We start from the raw sequence: 14,501 nt of genomic DNA on the forward strand, positions 1-14,501 counted from the left end.
GGTGAACTCACGCCCCTGCCGCACCGGTGGTGGTTTCGCCGTACGGAACCCGCCGTGTTGAGAGATGGTGGAAAAGTCGGCGGCGGCGTCGGAGAGTCGGGTGTGAGCGCGATAGAACAAGGGGAGTCGGCACGGGGGACGGCGTGCCGTGCGCAGGTTCGAAGGCGGTGCGTGGGATGAGTCCAGCCGAGGCGTCAGTGGCCGAGGGCGAGGAGCCGGTGCGCGGACCCGTGCGTCCGGGCGGGCTGCTCGACGTCCTCGGCATGGCCTCGGTCGTGCTGGACGCCAAGGGGCGCATCGTGCTGTGGAGCCCCCAGGCCGAGGAGCTGTTCGGCTACTCGGCCCGCGAGGCGCTCGGGCAGTACGCGGCCCGGCTGATGGTGGACGAACGGCACATCGGTCTGGTCGGCAAGCTGTTCGCGGACGTGATGAGCACCGGGCAGAGCTGGGCGGGCGGCTTCCCGATCCGGCACAAGGACGGTTCCACCCATGTGGTGGAGTTCCGCAACATGCGGCTCACGGACGACAACGGCGACGTGTTCGCGCTGGGCCTGGCCGCCGACCAGTCGACGGTGCGCCGGCTGGAGCAGGACGTGGCGCTGTCCGAGCGGATCGTGAAGCAGTCGCCGATCGGGCTGGCTGTCCTCGACACGAAGCTGCGGTTCGTCTCGGTCAACCCGGCACTGGAACGCATCAACGGGGTCCCGGCCGAGGAGCACGTGGGGCGGACGCTCCGCGAGGTGGTGCCCCACATGGATGCCGACGCCCTGGAGTCGGCGTACCTGCGGGTGCTGCGGACCGGCGAGCCGGTGATCGACCAGTCCGCGGTGGGCAGCACGCCGGCCGACCCGGACGAGGAGCACATCTGGTCGCTGTCGGTCTACCGGCTGGAGGACGCGCTGGACAACGTCCTGGGCGTGGCGACCTCGGTGGTGGACATCACCGAGCCCTACCGGGCCGGTGTCGAGGCCGAGAACGCGCGCCGGCGCCTGGCCGTGATCGCCGACGCCTCGACACGGATCGGCACCACCCTGGACCTGGAGCGCACCGCCGCCGAGCTGGCCGACGTCGCCGTGCCGGAGCTGGCCGACGTGGCGGTCGTGGACCTGCTGGACACGGTGGTCGAGGGCCGGCGCAGCACGCTCGGACCGGCCGAGCCGGCCATGCTCCGCGCGCTGGCCGTGCGCGCGGAGCTGGACGCGGACGCGGTGCAGGCGGCCGACGCGCCGGGCACGGTCGCCCGGTACGCCCCGGACCTGCTGGTCACCTTGTGCGTACGGACCGGTGAGGCGGTCCTGGTGCCGCAGGTCAAGGACGAGGCCCTGCCGAGGATCGCCCGCTCCCCCGAGGCTGCCGAGCTGCTGGCCCGGGCCGGACTGCACTCGTACCTGGCCGTGCCGCTGATCGCCCGCGGCGAGGTGCTGGGCGCCCTGGAACTCAAGCGCACACGCAATCCGGCGCCCTTCGACGACGACGATCTGCTGCTGGCCCGGGAACTGGCCGCCCGCGCGGCCGTGCAGATCGACAACGCCCGCTGGTACCAGAACGCCCGCACCACCGCGCTCACCCTCCAGCGCAGCCTGCTCCCCACCCACCCCCGGGTCACCAACGGCCTGGAAGTCGCCTCGCGCTACCAGCCGGCCGGCGCCACCGTCGAGGTGGGCGGCGACTGGTTCGACGTCATCCCGCTGGACGGCGGCAGAACGGCCCTGGTGGTGGGCGACGTGATGGGCAGCGGCATCAACGCGGCCGCGACGATGGGCCGGCTGCGCACCGCGACCAACACGCTGGCCTCCCTCGGCCTCGACCCGGCCGTCCTGCTGGAACACCTGGACAAGACCACCTCGGGCCTCGACCACTCCATCGCGACCTGCGTGTACGCCGTGCACGACCCGCGGCTTCGGCAGTGCCGGATCGCCAACGCCGGCCATCTGCCGCCGGCCCGGGTCCGCCCCGGCCGGCCGCCGGAACTGCTCGACCTGCCCACCGGGGTCCCGCTGGGTGTCGGCGGCATCCCCTTCGCCACGACGACCGTGGACTTCGAGCCCGGCGACGAGCTGGTGTTCTACACCGACGGTCTGGTGGAGACCCGCAGCCACTCGCTGGACGAGCGGCTGGACGCACTGCTGGCCCTCCTGGACGATTCCGCCCGCCCGCTGGAGGAGGTCTGCGACCTGCTGCTGCAGGAGCTGCACCACCCCGACAACCACGACGACGTGGCGCTGCTCATCGCGCGGGCGCTGGAACTGCCGTAGCCGCGAAGACCGACGGCCGCGGGGCCGGCCGCCCGCGGGTTCAGCGAATTCACAGGGACTGGGCTCGGACGTCAAGGTGCGCGGCGACGCCGGGGCGGCGGGCACGACCACGGCGGCCCGTGGCAGCACCCGGGCGACCGTTCACCGTCCCCGAGCCCCTCCGGCAGCGGGGCGACGGCCTAGTCCTGGCCGCGTACGCCGACCACGACGTTGGCGTACAGCTCGTCCGAGACCGCGAGCCGGGCGGTCAGGCCGACGGCGGCGAAGGCCTCGACGGCTGCCTCGGCCTGGCGTTCGCTGGTCTCGACGAGGACGCAGCCGCCGGGCGCGAGCCACTCGGGCGCCCCGGCGGCGACCCTGCGCAGCACGTCGAGACCGTCGCCGCCGCCGTCGAGGGCGACCAGCGGCTCGTGGTCGCGGGCCTCGGCGGGCAGCAGGCCCACCTCGCCGCTGGGGACGTAGGGCACATTGGCCGCGAGGATGCCGACCCGGCCGCGCAGCGCGGCGGGCAGGGCGTCGAACAGGTCGCCGAGGTGTGCGTGTCCGCCGTAGGGGGCGATGTTGTGCAGCGCGCAGTCGACCGCGGCCGGTTCGATGTCGGCGGCGTGCAGTTCGGCGTCCCCGAGGGCGGCGGCGAGGGCCGCGCCCACCGCGCCGGAGCCGCAGCACAGGTCCACGACGACGGACGCGTCCGGGGCCTGCGCCAGGGCCTGGTCGACCAGGAACTCGGTACGGCGGCGGGGCACGAACACACCCGGTTCCACGAGCACCCGCAGCCCGTGGAAGCGGGCCCAGCCGAGGACGAGTTCGAGGGGCTGGCCGGCGGCGCGCCGGTCCACCATCGTGGCCAGCTCGTCCGGGGTACGGGCGGTGGCGAGGATCAGGTCGGCCTCGTCCTCGGCGAAGACGCAGCCCGCGGCGCGCAGCGCGGAGACGACGGCGGTGGTGTCGGAGAGTGAGGGCATCGCCGGGAGCCTATCCGGCCGCCGGTCCGACGGTCACACGCCGACCGTTTCCTCCTCCTCTGCCTCTGCCTCCGCCTCGGCCTCGGTCACCTGTGCCGTGAGTCCGGCGGGCGAGTCCGGTACGACCAGGCTCGCGGCCCGGGTCTTGACCCGTTCGTACACCGCCGCGAGAGCGGTGACCACGAGGCCGGCCAGCAGCCAGACCGCGAGGGTCCACACGTGGCGGCCCAGGCCGTCGTCGCCGAAGTACAGCAGGCTGCGGACGCCCTCGACGAAGCCGGCGCCGTTCCAGAAGGCGTGCAGGGTGCCGAAGAAGCCGTTCTGCAGGTCGGGCCGGAACAACCCGCCGGAGCTGGTGAAGTTGAGCATCACGAAGAGCACCATCATGGCCAGCGTGGTCCACCGCTTCAGGAAGGTGTGCAGCCCGACGCCGATGAGCAGGATGCCCGCCGAGTACAGCCAGGCCATGCCCCAGACGCCGGCCAGGTCGTGGTGGGCGAGGTGGAACACCGGTCCGGCGAGGAGCGCGCCGATGCCGCTGACGACGGCGGAGACACCGAGCGCGAGCAGGGCGCGGATCCGCATGGGGAGCGTTCCGCCGGCCGCGCCGAGGGCGGCGACCGAGGCGTAGGAGCCGATGCTCACCGCGATGAGCAGGAAGAACAGACCCTGTCCCGTGGGGTCGTCGGCGACCGGCCGGGCGACGTCGGTGACCTTGAGCGGGGCACCCTCCTGGGCGGCGACCGGGGTGAAGACCTTCTCGACGGCGGTGGCGTCCATGTCGGAGGCGGCACTGGCGACGATCAGCTCGGGCGCCTTGGCGCTCGGCACATAGGCGCCGGTGACGGTCCGGGACGTCAGCAGGTCGACGGCCGCGGCGCGGGTCGGGACGGTACGGACGTCGAGCTGGTCACCGGCGGTGTCCTTGACGGTCTGCGCGAACACCTTCGCCTTCGGTCCGGCGCCGACCACGGCGACGGGCATCTGGTGGGGCGCCGGGTGGACGAACGCACCCAGGTACGCCAGTCCCATGCCCAGGCACATCAGCAGCGGGGTGATCAGGTGCGTGAGCACATGGCGCAGTGCCGGTGACCTCATCGCGTACGACCTCCATATCTTCCGGATCTTCGGGTCTTGGATCTTCCGGTCTTGGATTTTCCGGGCAAACTGGTTGGCTTATACAACTCTCATTCAAGTTGTACTATACAACTAGAACGTCGGAGGAGGTATTCCCGTGAGGGTGTTGCTGGGGCAGGTACCGCCGTCGAAGGTCCTCCCATGACGGCCGCCGAGGTGGCTGTCGAGACCATCCAGCGCGAGATGACGGCCTTCGCGCGCCGGGCCCGGGCGTCCGCCGGACGCATGCACCCCGAGCTGTCGCTGGTGTCGTACACACTCCTCGGGCATCTGGAGGAGCGCGGCGGCTGCCGGGCGACCGACCTCGCCGCGCACTACGCGCTGGACAAGTCGACGGTCAGCCGGCAGGTGGGGGCGCTGGAGCGGGCGGGGCTGATCGAGCGGCGCCTGGACCCGGAGGACCACCGGGTCCAGGTACTGCATCTCACCGAGGCGGGCCAGGAGATCCTGGCCCAGGTAACGGGCAGCCGCCGGGCCGCGTTCCGGGAGCGGCTGGCGGACTGGCCGGAGGAGGACCTGGTCAGGTTCGCCGGATACCTGGAGCGCTACAACGCCGGGACGTCGGCGGGCACCGGCGAGGACTGACCGAGCGTCTGCGGCACCCGGGCCGCGAGGAAGGCGGTACGTCGGCGCAGCCGGAAGCCCAGGGACTCGTACAGCCGGATCGCGGTGGCGTTCCCCGCGCTGGTGTGCAGGAACGGGGTCTCGCCGCGGGCCCGGATGCCGTACGCGACCGCGCGGATCAGCCGGGTCGCCAGGCCCTCGCCCCGGTACGCCGGGTCGGTGCAGACCGCGCTGATCTCGGTCCAGCCCGGCGGGTGCAGCCGCTCCCCCGCCATCGCGATGAGCCTGCCGTCCCGGCGGATGCCCAGGTAGGTGCCGAGTTCGATGGTGCGGGGCAGGAAGGGGCCCGGCCGGGTGCGCTCGATCAGGTCGAGGATCTCGGGTACGTCGGCCGGGCCGAGGCGGATCGCCTGCGGCTCCGGGACGGCGTCCATGCCCTCGTCGACCAGCTGCACGCCCGCGATGTTCATGGTGAGTTCCCAGCCGTCCGGGAGGTCGCCGCGGTAGCCGGGCAGCCCGACCTCCGTGCCGGGCCCGGCCAGGGCGGCGAGATCGGCCCAGTCGTCGGCGTCGGGCTCGTCGGGCAGCGCCAGCCACGGGGAGACGTCGACCGGGTAGCGCAGGATCCGTCCGCGCCGTTCGGCGAAGAGGGCGTGCGGGCCGGTGAGCGAGGCGAGAGCGGGGTTGTCCAGGATGTGCGGCGCGCTCTCTCGGGGAGCCGGGATGCTCATGCGGCGACCTCGATCACGACCTTGCCGCGCGCGTGCCCGTCCTCGACGGTGCGCAGCGCCTGGCCGGCCTCGTCGAGCGGGAAGGTCCGCGACACCTGCGGGTCGAGCTCGCCGCCCACGACCAGTTCCGCCACCTCGTCGAGAACGGCCGCGGTACGGGCGCGTTCGACCCGGCTGCCGCCCAGCGCGGCGACGGTGTCCGGGGCGGCGCCCGCGGTGATCAGCTTGGTGCGGTCGGCGAGCAGCTCGGCCGCCTCGGCGAGCACCTCGCCGCCGACCAGGTCGTACACCGCGTCCACGCCCTGGGGCGCGGCGGCCCGCACCCGCTCCGCCAGGCCGGGGCCTGACGGCACGTGCACGGCCCCGAGCGACTCGACGAAGTCCTTCTTGGCCTCGCTCGCCAGGCCCACGACCCGCAGCCCCCAGGCGCGGGCGATCTGCACGGCCGCCGCGCCGACTCCGCCGCCCGCGCCGGTGACCAGCAGGGTGGCGCCCTCGGGCAGGTCGAGCTGGCGTACCCCGTCGTAGGCGGTGGCCGCGGCGACCGGCAGGGTGGCGGCGTCGGTGAAGGACAGCGCGGCCGGCTTGTGCGCCGTCACGGACGCCGTCAGCAGGGCGTACTCGGCGAACGCGCCGGTGGGCGTGTTGCCGAAGACCTCGTCGCCGACCGCGAACCCGGTCACGCCCTCGCCGAGCTCCTCCACCACTCCGGCGGCCTCGCTGCCGAGCACGACCGGGAAGCGCGCCTCGCCCTCGCCCGGGCGACGGAAACCGGTGCGCAGCTTCCAGTCGACGGGGTTGACCCCCGCGGCCCGCACCGCGACCAGCACTTCACCGGGGCCGGGAACGGGCCGGTCCACCTCGGCGAAGGCCTCGGTCTCGGGCCCGCCGTGGCTGGTGTAGACGTACGCCTTGGGCATCGTTCTTCCTCGCTCTCGGATGCTGTCACCGGTGTCCCGGTACCGGCACTCTGGGCCAAGGACGATCGTCCGGCCGCTATTCCCGCGCCCCCGAATCGTTCATACGGCCGCAATGATCGAGGTCCTGACCTGGGCCGAACCGAGCGGGCCGGCCGAAGAGCGGCCTGCCGGGCGGCCTGTTGGAGGGCCCGCCGGGGGCCTGCCGGGCGGCCTGGTGGGGGCGTGCGGGCCGGGCGGCCCGGGGCGCCGGGGACGGGCACGCGGCGCGTGGCGGAACGTGCGCTTCGGCCGATGTCGCCCTGTTGGCTCGGGCAGGTGGGCCAGGTACCCCGTACGGGGTAACAGATCGATGTGGACGCTCGCGTGCAAGGGGGGCACGCTGGGAGCTGCGGACCGGCTGTCCGGCCCTACGGCTCCCGTGGCGGCGAGGAGGTCGACATGCGTACCCGAGTGCGTGGCTGGCGCTGGCGGCACAACCCGCTGCGGCGCAGGTCCGACCTGGTGGAGGCATGGATCGCGCTGTCCGTGGCGGTCCTGTTGTGCGTGGGTGCGCCCCTGGTGGGGGCGGTGGCGGGGCTGTGGGCCCACGAGCGGGCGCGGTCGGTGGCGACGGTGGAGCGGGCCGAGCGGCACATGGTCCGGGCGGTGGTCGTCGGGAGCACGCCGGAGCAGCTCCCGACGGCGGAGGGCGGCGACCGGGAGCACGCCTATCAGACGGACGTCCGCTGGACCGAACCCGGCAAGGGGACGAGGACCGTCCTGGCCCGGGTGCCGGCCGGGACCCGGGCCGGTGACACCGTGGAGGTGTGGTTCGACCGTCGGGGGCACGGTGTCGCCCCACCGCCCGACGAGGTCGCCGTCTGGCAGCACACGGTCACCGTGGGCCTGTGCGGGACGGGCGGCGCCGCGGCCGTGGTGCTGCTCGGCCACGGTGTCGTCCGCCGGGTCGCGCTGCGGCACCGGCTCGCCGAGTGGGAGCAGGAGTGGGCCCGCACCGGCCCGGACTGGACCCGCGGACGCGCCTGAGGCCCCGGCGGTCCCCGCCCCGCAGATCCCCTGCCGCGCTGTCCGCGTACGAGGTCCGCACCCGCCACACCGCACCACCTCGCACTCGCACTCGCACTCGCACTCGCATCCGCATCCGCATCCGCATCCGCATCCGCGGTGACCCGACCACCTGTGCCGGCGGCCCGGCTGCCCGGGCGCTCCCGGGCCCCGCCGGCGACGACCGGCCTGACGCCTCTGACCAGCGAATCGACCGCCGAAGGTAGGGGTTCACGGTGGGCGCCGGACGGTGCGGAAGCCTGGCGACTGGTCCGATGACCGACGTACGGTGTGATCATCTGCACGATCCCTTCGCCAAAGGCGGTTGTTGATGGCTCTGTTCGACCTTCCCTTCGACGAACTCCGTGAGCACCGCAGTGCGTCGGTGGCGCCCGAGGACTTCGACGCCTTCTGGTCCGGGACGCTTCAGGAGGCTCGCGAGCACGATCTCGACGCCCGCTTCGAGCCGGTCGACACCGGGCTGTCCACGGTCGACGTGTACGACGTGACGTTCGCCGGGTTCGGCGGCCACCCGGTCAAGGGCTGGCTGCGGCTGCCGGCCGGGGCCACCGGACCGCTGCCGCTGATCGTCGAGTTCATCGGCTACGGCGGCGGGCGCGGCCTGGCGCACGAGAACCTGCTGTGGGCGTCGACCGGGCGGGCGCACTTCGTGATGGACACCCGCGGCCAGGGCAGCGCCTGGGGTGGCGGGGGCGGCACCGCCGACCCGGTGGGCGGCGCGCCGGCGTTCCCCGGGTTCATGACGCGGGGCGTCGACGCGCCCGAGAACTACTACTACCGCCGGGTGTACACGGACGCGGTCCGGGCGATCGAGGCGGCCCGCTCGCACCCGCTGACCGACGCGGCGCGGACGGTGGCGCTCGGAGCCAGCCAGGGCGGCGGGATCACCATCGCGGTCGGCGGCCTGGTCCCGGACCTGGTCGCGGTGGCGCCGGACGTGCCGTTCCTGTGCGACTTCCCGCGCGCCGTCTCCCTGACGGACCGTCACCCGTACCGCGAGATCGCCCTGTTCCTCAAGACGCACCGCGGCCGTTCGGCGGACGTCCAGCGGACTCTGTCCTACTTCGACGGTGTGCACTTCGCGGCGCGCGGCCGGGCCCCGGCGCTGTTCTCGGCGGCCCTGGAGGACCAGACCTGCCCGCCGTCCACGGTGTTCTCGGCCTTCAACGCCTGGGCGCACGAGGACAAGGAGATCGAGGTGTACGACTTCAACGACCACGAGGGCGGCGGTCCGTACCACGAGGCGGCGAAGCTGAGCTGGCTTCGCACCTACGCCTGAGAGCCGGAGGAGGGCCGGAGATGGACACGCGCGAGGCCGCCGAACGGTTCGTCCGGGTCTGGGAGCGGGGCTGGGCCGCGCACGACGTGGACCTGCTGCTCGCCCTGTACGCCGAGGGGTGCGTGCACCGCTCGATGCCGTTCCGCGAGCCGCATCGGGGCCGCGACGCGCTCGCCGCGTATCTGCGCTGGTCGTTCGAAGGGGAACGGGTGAGGGACGTGCGGTTCTCCGCACCCCTGGTCGGGCCGGACGGGGGCGCGGTGGCCGAGTTCCGGGTGTTCTCCGAGGAGAGCGGTGCGGCGGTCACGCTGGCCGGGTGTGTGTTCGTGCGTTTCGACGGGCGGGGTCTGGCGGTGGAGAGCCGCGACTACTGGCACACCACCGCGGGGCACCAGGAGCCGTACGGGGGCCTCTTCCTCCACTGACCTTCCCTCCAGTCCGACCAGTCGGTACGTTCAGGGTGCCCGGGCCGCAGCGTCGCGGTCCGGGTTTTCCGGCGTACGACGGAGGACGCATGTCCGAGCACGAGCCACCGGTCCACGGTCACTGCGAGCCGCGTTTCGCGGCGGTGCGGGAGGCCTTCGAGGAGAACTTCCGGGACCGGGAGGAACTGGGCGCCGCCGTGGCGGTGACGGTCGACGGCGAGACGGTCGTGGATCTGTGGGGCGGCTGGGCGGACCCGGGGCGCGACCGGCCGTGGGAGCGGGACACCCTGGTGAACGTCTGGTCGACGACCAAGGGCCCGGTGGCCCTGTGCGCGCACATCCTCGCCGACCGGGGACGGCTGGACCTCAACGCGCCGGTGGCCGACTACTGGCCCGAGTTCGCGGCGGCGGGCAAGGAACGGGTCCTCGTCCGGCATCTGCTCTCGCACCGCGCCGGACTGTCCGGCCTGCGCGAGCCGCACTCGCTCGAGCAGCTGTACGACTGGGAGCTCACGACCGCCCGGCTGGCGGCGACGGAGCCCTGGTGGGAGCCGGGAACCCGGTCCGGGTACCACGCGATGACCTACGGCTTCCTGGTCGGCGAGGTGGTGCGGCGGGTGTCGGGCCTGCTGCCGGGGGCGTTCCTGGAGCGGGAGGTGACCGGGCCGCTGGGCATCGACTTCACCGTCGGGCTGCCCGAGAAGGAGTCCGGGCGGGTGGCGGTACTGGACCATCCACGGGTCACGTCCGACAGTGAACAGGCTGCGATCTTCAGCCAGTTGGCGCCGGCCGCGGTGGCGGCCCTGGCCAACCCCGGGGTGGGCGCGTCCGCGGCGAACACGCCGGAGTGGCGGGCGGCCGAGATCCCGGCGGCCAACGGTCACGGCACGGCCCGGGCGGTGGCCGCGCTGTACGGCGTGTTCGCGGGCCGGGGCGAGTACCGCGGCCTGCGCCTGCTGTCGCCGGAGGCGGCCGAGCGGGTGCGCGAGGGGCAGGGCAGCTGCCGTGACCTGGTGCTCGGGGCGGGTTTCGAGCACGAGACCGAGGTGGCGCTCGGCCTGTGGCTGAGCGGGGCGAACGGCTCCTACGGACCGAACCCGCGGGCATTCGGCCACGACGGGTTCGGCGGTTCGTGCGGGCTGGCCGATCCGGAGGCAGGGGTTTCGCTGGGGTACGTGATGAACCGGATGGGGCCACGGATCGCGGATGATCCACGGAAGACGGCCCTGGTGAACGCCCTCTACGCGAGCCTGTGAGGCCGGTTCGGTTTCGGCCGAACCTGCGAGCCGCCCTTCCCTGATGGTTTAGACCAATGCTAGATCTGGTCGCGCAATGAGCCCGCACGGCTACGTCTTGTCACCAACAGGAGGCGCGGCATGGTCCGCACCACCCCGCACGACCACTCCGACAGCGAAGGGCAGCCCCTGTACGGGCGGATCGCCGCACAGCTGCTCGGCGAGCTGCGCGCCGGTACCATCCCGCCGGGTGAACGGCTGCCGGGGGAAAGGCAGTTGGCACAGCACTTCGGTGTCAGCCGGGAGACCGTCCGGCAGGCGCTGGAGGTGCTGCGCCACAGCGGCCTGGTCGCCACCGACCGGCGCGGCAGTCACGCCAGGCTGCACGGCCGGCCGGTGGAGAGCCCGGTCTCCCTGGCGTTCCCCGTGGGCGCCGGGGCCACGGAGCACGGCGCGGTCGACCGGGCCACGGTGACCTGGGAGGAGCCACCGCCGCAGCACGCGGCGGCACTCGGCCTCGCCCCGCACCGGCCGACCCTGGTCCACCGCTACGAGTCCGCCTCCCCCGACGGCCGCGCCCTGCGCACCGCGGTGACCTCCTTCTCGGCCGTCGCCCTGACCGAGGTCGAGGAACTCGGCCGCTACCGGGACCGGGCCGACGGCACGGCCGCCGCCCAACTCCGCCGGGCCTACGACTGGATGCGCAAGGCCGGGCTCACCCTGCACCACCGGGACTCGATCAGCCAGGTCGCGGACGCGGCCTCGGTCCTGGTGACCCGCCGGGTGCACGACCAGTACGCCCGCCCGCTGGAGATCACCGACCTCGTGGTGGACGCCCAGCAGGACACGCTGGTCTACGAGTTCACGGTCCCGGCCGCGGGGTGACCTTCGCTTGCCTTCCTGGCCACGACGAGCCGGGCGCGCGGGCTGTCGTCCTCGCGCCGGCCGAACTCGGGCAGTGCGCACAGCTCCACCGAGAACCCCGCCCGCTCCAACTCCTCCAGCACGAAGCCGAGTCGGAAGGCCCGGTAGTACATGACGAACGGCGGCCGCCACAGGGCGTTGCGCACCCGCATCACGGCGTCGAAGCCGAGAAGCATCCAGAACCCGAGGCCGGTGGGGCGGGGCGGCGCCAGCACCGGGAAGGCGAAGGTGCCGTCCGGCCGCAGTACCGAGTGCACCTGCCCGAAGAGGCCGGGCAGCTCCCGGGGCAGGAAGTGCCCGAACGCCCCGAAGCTGACGACCAGGTCGAAGGCGGGTCCGAACGGCAGGGCCCGGGCGTCCGCGCGCACCCAGCGGACGTCCGGTCCGTCGGGCGGGGGCAGCCGCCGGGCGATGTCGAGCATGCCGGCGCTGAAGTCGACGCCGGTGACGCTGGTCCGGCACGCCTGGGCCAGCACGTCCAGGCCGGCGCCGGTACCGCAGCACAGGTCGAGGCCGTCCGTGAACGGGCCGAGCGGGGTGAGTGCCTTGGCCACCGACTCCAGGACCGGGTCCGGGGTCCGGAAGGGGGTGTGGTCGAACTTCGGGGCCAGCAGGTCGTAGCCGCGCTCGACCGAGGACAGGGCCTGGACGGTGAGCTCGCGGAGACTCGGGCCATCGGGGCTGAACATCCGGCCAGCCTACGGGAGTGACCGCCGCCGGACACGGCGAAGGCGCGGCGCGTACGACGGGCCGCGCCTTCGGGCGGATGTCGTCACGCCACGGTGAGCGTCAGGGCGCGGCGAGCGTCAGGGCGCGGCGAGCGTCGGGGCGCCGGGTGTCACGCCACGGTCAGCGTCAGGGCGCCCGTGTAGGTGGAGCCGGCGGTGAGGGCGGTCTCGGTGCCGTCCACGGTCAGCTTCACCGTCCTGCCGCGCGGCGCCCGCACGGCCGCGTCGGCGGCGAGGGTGAGGCCGGTCAGGTACGAGGTACCGGTGACCGTCCAGGTCGAGCCGCTGTTCAGGCGGACGACGACGCCGTTGTTGACGGCGGCCTGCGCGGTGTTGGTGACGATGCCCAGCTCGTAGAAGGTCGACGAGTCGATCGAGGGCACCCGGTGCCTGGCCCGGGTCGCCGAGATGACGCCCTCGACGCCGGAGTCCTCGAAGGTGAGGACCATGTTCCTGCCGCCCCGCACACCGTTGTAGAAGTCGCCCTTCACCTTGATGGAGCTGAAGGTGGCGGCACCGTCGGTGGCGTGGACGGCGGTGACGTCGAAGGAGGGGTCCTTGGCCGGGTCGGTGGTGGGCTCGGTGTAGACGCCGATGTTCATCATCCTGCCGTTGACGTTGACCGGACCCGGGTCGTCCAGCTCGATCATCTGGAGGATGACTCCGTCGCGCGGGTTGAGCCGGGCGCCCCGCGAGCCGTCGACCGAGATCGTCGTCTGCTGGCCCTTGTTGAGGAAGGTGGCCCGTTCGGAGTTGACGACGGTGCCGCCGTCCAGGGTGAGTTGGCCTGCGCCGAAGAACATGTAGCCGAAGTGACCGGAGTTCACGACCGTGCTGCGCACCGGCACACTCGCCAACTCCGCCTCTGTCAGGCCCAGTTCCAGTTCGGTGTTGAGCGCGGCGACCGCCTCGCGGGTGCTGTCGCCGTAGTGCACGACGGCGGCCGGTCCGGCGATGATCGTCGCGTAGGAGCCGACGTCGAAGCGGGAGCCGAGCACGCGGACGGTGGCGTCGCCGATGGCGTAGGTGCCGTAGCCGTAGTCGCCGGTGTTGCCGACATGGCTGTTGATCGCGGTCAGTTTCAGCCCGCTGCCGCCCTCCACCGACAGCGCACCCCACGTCTCCGAGAAGACGGTCGAGTCGAGGTAGGTGGCGACGCTGTCCTTGCCGATCAGGTTGGTGGCACGGACGTTGCCGTCGAGGCCGAGCATCCAGGGCACGGACTCCATGTACGGGGTCTCGACGGTGGCCTGGTAGTCGGCGGGCAGGACGCCGTTGCGGGCGCGCAGGAAGGAGTCCTTGACGAGGACGTTGGCGCCGTTGTCGGCGATGACGGTGGTGCGCACCACGCCCCTGTTGCTGATCCGGGCGCCGTCCACGACCAGCCTGGTCGTGGCGCCGTCGCCGACCACGGCCGCGCCGTACCCGGCGAAGTCGCAGCGGCCGTTGCCGTCGAGGGTGATGGTGGGGCTCTGCAGGGTGTAGCTGCCGCTCTCCACGTAGACGCCGTTGAAGCACTCACCGGTGGACGTGATCGACACGTTGCGGGCGGCCGTGTCGGTGACCCTGCCGCCGCGCACGGCGGACAGCACGGACTTCGCGGTGTCGACGCCGTCGGAGCCGACGTACAGAGCCTGCCGGAACGGGAAGGTCAGCGTCTGGTAGGTGACGTCGTTGGACCCGGCGACCGTGAGGACGACGTCGCCGAGGTAGGTGCCGGCCTGGACGAGGGTCGCGGTGCCGCCGGTCGCGGTGAGCAGCTGGCCGGTCTCCACGCCGTCGACGGTGAGGGTGATGTCGTACCCGTCCGGGGCGACGATCCTGCCGCCGGCGCCGATGGTCAGCCGGCTGACCCTGGTGGTCGCGGCGAGTTCACAGGTCTCCCCGGCGCCGACGGAGAGTGTGCTGCCCGACGCCTGCGGCGCGGCGGTGGCGGTGCCGGAGGCGGCCGGAACGAGTACGGCCGCCGCTGTGGCGGAACCGGCGATCAGGAAGGAGCGTCGGGATGTCAGCGTCATTGCAGGCCTTTCCACGGGTGGAGTGCGCCGTCGCGCAGAGTCACGAGTCGCCGGACGGAACCGAGGCGACGGAGGCACATGAGGTGTGCAGGTGGGAGTGAAGCAGCCTGCGGAAACCCGGGACAGGCCTCGCACACACGCATCCCGGAACCCGATGCCTTCGATCGTCCGGCTCACTTGACAGCGATCACACAGAGTGGCCACAGTCGCCGGCGGTGGGTACGCGCGACGGCGAGGCGGACGGCCCGCGCGCCG

13 protein-coding genes are annotated in these 14,501 nt (G+C 72.9%); 7 read left to right on the forward strand and 6 right to left on the reverse strand.

Features of this window, described 5'->3' with window-relative positions; genetic code table 11:
* Positions 1 to 176: 176 nt before the first annotated feature.
* Positions 177 to 2,255, forward strand: coding sequence for a SpoIIE family protein phosphatase (locus ACWDGI_RS28765; protein ID WP_450763811.1), 2,079 nt, complete (start codon positions 177 to 179; stop codon positions 2,253 to 2,255).
* 179 nt (positions 2,256 to 2,434) lie between these two features.
* Here the strand turns inward: ACWDGI_RS28765 and ACWDGI_RS28770 are convergent, their stop codons facing one another.
* Positions 2,435 to 3,220 carry a putative protein N(5)-glutamine methyltransferase gene (locus ACWDGI_RS28770; RefSeq protein WP_450763813.1) on the reverse strand — a complete coding sequence of 262 codons (786 nt, stop codon included), beginning with the start codon at positions 3,218 to 3,220 and terminating at the stop codon, positions 2,435 to 2,437.
* A gap of 33 nt (positions 3,221 to 3,253) precedes the next feature.
* A complete protein-coding gene (locus ACWDGI_RS28775; protein WP_450763815.1) occupies positions 3,254 to 4,318 on the reverse strand; it encodes a hypothetical protein in 1,065 nt (354 codons plus the stop codon).
* A 180-nt stretch (positions 4,319 to 4,498) separates the two neighbouring features.
* Here ACWDGI_RS28775 and ACWDGI_RS28780 point away from each other — a divergent pair, with 180 nt between their 5' ends.
* Positions 4,499 to 4,942 (forward strand): MarR family winged helix-turn-helix transcriptional regulator, encoded by a 444-nt coding sequence (locus ACWDGI_RS28780; RefSeq protein WP_450763817.1) that lies wholly within the window; start codon positions 4,499 to 4,501, stop codon positions 4,940 to 4,942.
* Here the strand turns inward: ACWDGI_RS28780 and ACWDGI_RS28785 are convergent.
* Both ACWDGI_RS28785 and ACWDGI_RS28790 read right to left on the reverse strand, forming a co-directional pair.
* Positions 4,903 to 5,652: a GNAT family N-acetyltransferase gene (locus tag ACWDGI_RS28785; protein ID WP_450763819.1), complete on the reverse strand. Its 750-nt coding sequence runs from the start codon at positions 5,650 to 5,652 to the stop codon at positions 4,903 to 4,905. The genes ACWDGI_RS28780 and ACWDGI_RS28785 overlap by 40 nt on opposite strands.
* Positions 5,649 to 6,572, reverse strand: a complete 924-nt coding sequence (locus ACWDGI_RS28790) for an NADP-dependent oxidoreductase (RefSeq protein WP_450763821.1) — start codon at positions 6,570 to 6,572, stop codon at positions 5,649 to 5,651. The genes ACWDGI_RS28785 and ACWDGI_RS28790 overlap by 4 nt, the downstream gene beginning before the upstream one ends.
* Before the next feature lie 438 nt (positions 6,573 to 7,010).
* Between ACWDGI_RS28790 and ACWDGI_RS28795 the strand changes: the two genes are divergently transcribed.
* The 5 genes from ACWDGI_RS28795 to ACWDGI_RS28815 all read left to right on the forward strand — a co-directional run bounded on the left by ACWDGI_RS28795 (position 7,011) and on the right by ACWDGI_RS28815 (position 11,461).
* Positions 7,011 to 7,598: an Rv1733c family protein gene (locus ACWDGI_RS28795; protein WP_450763823.1), complete on the forward strand. Its 588-nt coding sequence runs from the start codon at positions 7,011 to 7,013 to the stop codon at positions 7,596 to 7,598.
* A gap of 349 nt (positions 7,599 to 7,947) precedes the next feature.
* Positions 7,948 to 8,916, forward strand: a complete 969-nt coding sequence (locus tag ACWDGI_RS28800) for an acetylxylan esterase (protein WP_450763825.1) — start codon at positions 7,948 to 7,950, stop codon at positions 8,914 to 8,916.
* Positions 8,917 to 8,936: 20 nt separating this feature from the next.
* Positions 8,937 to 9,341, forward strand: coding sequence for a nuclear transport factor 2 family protein (locus ACWDGI_RS28805; protein WP_450763827.1), 405 nt, complete (start codon positions 8,937 to 8,939; stop codon positions 9,339 to 9,341).
* An 89-nt stretch (positions 9,342 to 9,430) separates the two neighbouring features.
* Positions 9,431 to 10,597, forward strand: coding sequence for a serine hydrolase domain-containing protein (locus ACWDGI_RS28810; RefSeq protein ID WP_450763829.1), 1,167 nt, complete (start codon positions 9,431 to 9,433; stop codon positions 10,595 to 10,597).
* A 120-nt stretch (positions 10,598 to 10,717) separates the two neighbouring features.
* Positions 10,718 to 11,461 (forward strand): GntR family transcriptional regulator, encoded by a 744-nt coding sequence (locus tag ACWDGI_RS28815; protein ID WP_450763831.1) that lies wholly within the window; start codon positions 10,718 to 10,720, stop codon positions 11,459 to 11,461.
* Here the strand turns inward: ACWDGI_RS28815 and ACWDGI_RS28820 are convergent.
* Together ACWDGI_RS28820 and ACWDGI_RS28825 are read right to left on the reverse strand one after the other, a co-directional pair.
* Entirely contained in the window at positions 11,431 to 12,189 is a 759-nt protein-coding gene (locus tag ACWDGI_RS28820; protein WP_450763832.1) for a class I SAM-dependent methyltransferase, read from the reverse strand. The genes ACWDGI_RS28815 and ACWDGI_RS28820 overlap by 31 nt on opposite strands.
* 149 nt (positions 12,190 to 12,338) lie before the next feature.
* Positions 12,339 to 14,246: a hypothetical protein gene (locus tag ACWDGI_RS28825; protein WP_450763834.1), complete on the reverse strand. Its 1,908-nt coding sequence runs from the start codon at positions 14,244 to 14,246 to the stop codon at positions 12,339 to 12,341.
* Positions 14,247 to 14,501: the final 255 nt, after the last annotated feature.

The sequence above is a fragment of the Streptomyces sp. NPDC001220 genome, from assembly GCF_053597895.1.

What these genes read in the sequence shown, in the direction of transcription:
- ACWDGI_RS28775 (WP_450763815.1), bottom strand. Translation starts at nt 4,318, where the DNA reads ATGAGGTCACCGGCACTGCGCCATGTGCTCACGCACCTGATCACCCCG.
- ACWDGI_RS28785 (WP_450763819.1), bottom strand. Translation starts at nt 5,652, where the DNA reads ATGAGCATCCCGGCTCCCCGAGAGAGCGCGCCGCACATCCTGGACAAC.
- ACWDGI_RS28780 (WP_450763817.1), top strand. Translation starts at nt 4,499, where the DNA reads ATGACGGCCGCCGAGGTGGCTGTCGAGACCATCCAGCGCGAGATGACG.
- ACWDGI_RS28790 (WP_450763821.1), bottom strand. Translation starts at nt 6,572, where the DNA reads ATGCCCAAGGCGTACGTCTACACCAGCCACGGCGGGCCCGAGACCGAG.
- ACWDGI_RS28795 (WP_450763823.1), top strand. Translation starts at nt 7,011, where the DNA reads ATGCGTACCCGAGTGCGTGGCTGGCGCTGGCGGCACAACCCGCTGCGG.
- ACWDGI_RS28810 (WP_450763829.1), top strand. Translation starts at nt 9,431, where the DNA reads ATGTCCGAGCACGAGCCACCGGTCCACGGTCACTGCGAGCCGCGTTTC.
- ACWDGI_RS28800 (WP_450763825.1), top strand. Translation starts at nt 7,948, where the DNA reads ATGGCTCTGTTCGACCTTCCCTTCGACGAACTCCGTGAGCACCGCAGT.
- ACWDGI_RS28825 (WP_450763834.1), bottom strand. Translation starts at nt 14,246, where the DNA reads ATGACGCTGACATCCCGACGCTCCTTCCTGATCGCCGGTTCCGCCACA.
- ACWDGI_RS28815 (WP_450763831.1), top strand. Translation starts at nt 10,718, where the DNA reads ATGGTCCGCACCACCCCGCACGACCACTCCGACAGCGAAGGGCAGCCC.
- ACWDGI_RS28805 (WP_450763827.1), top strand. Translation starts at nt 8,937, where the DNA reads ATGGACACGCGCGAGGCCGCCGAACGGTTCGTCCGGGTCTGGGAGCGG.
- ACWDGI_RS28770 (WP_450763813.1), bottom strand. Translation starts at nt 3,220, where the DNA reads ATGCCCTCACTCTCCGACACCACCGCCGTCGTCTCCGCGCTGCGCGCC.
- ACWDGI_RS28820 (WP_450763832.1), bottom strand. Translation starts at nt 12,189, where the DNA reads ATGTTCAGCCCCGATGGCCCGAGTCTCCGCGAGCTCACCGTCCAGGCC.
- ACWDGI_RS28765 (WP_450763811.1), top strand. Translation starts at nt 177, where the DNA reads ATGAGTCCAGCCGAGGCGTCAGTGGCCGAGGGCGAGGAGCCGGTGCGC.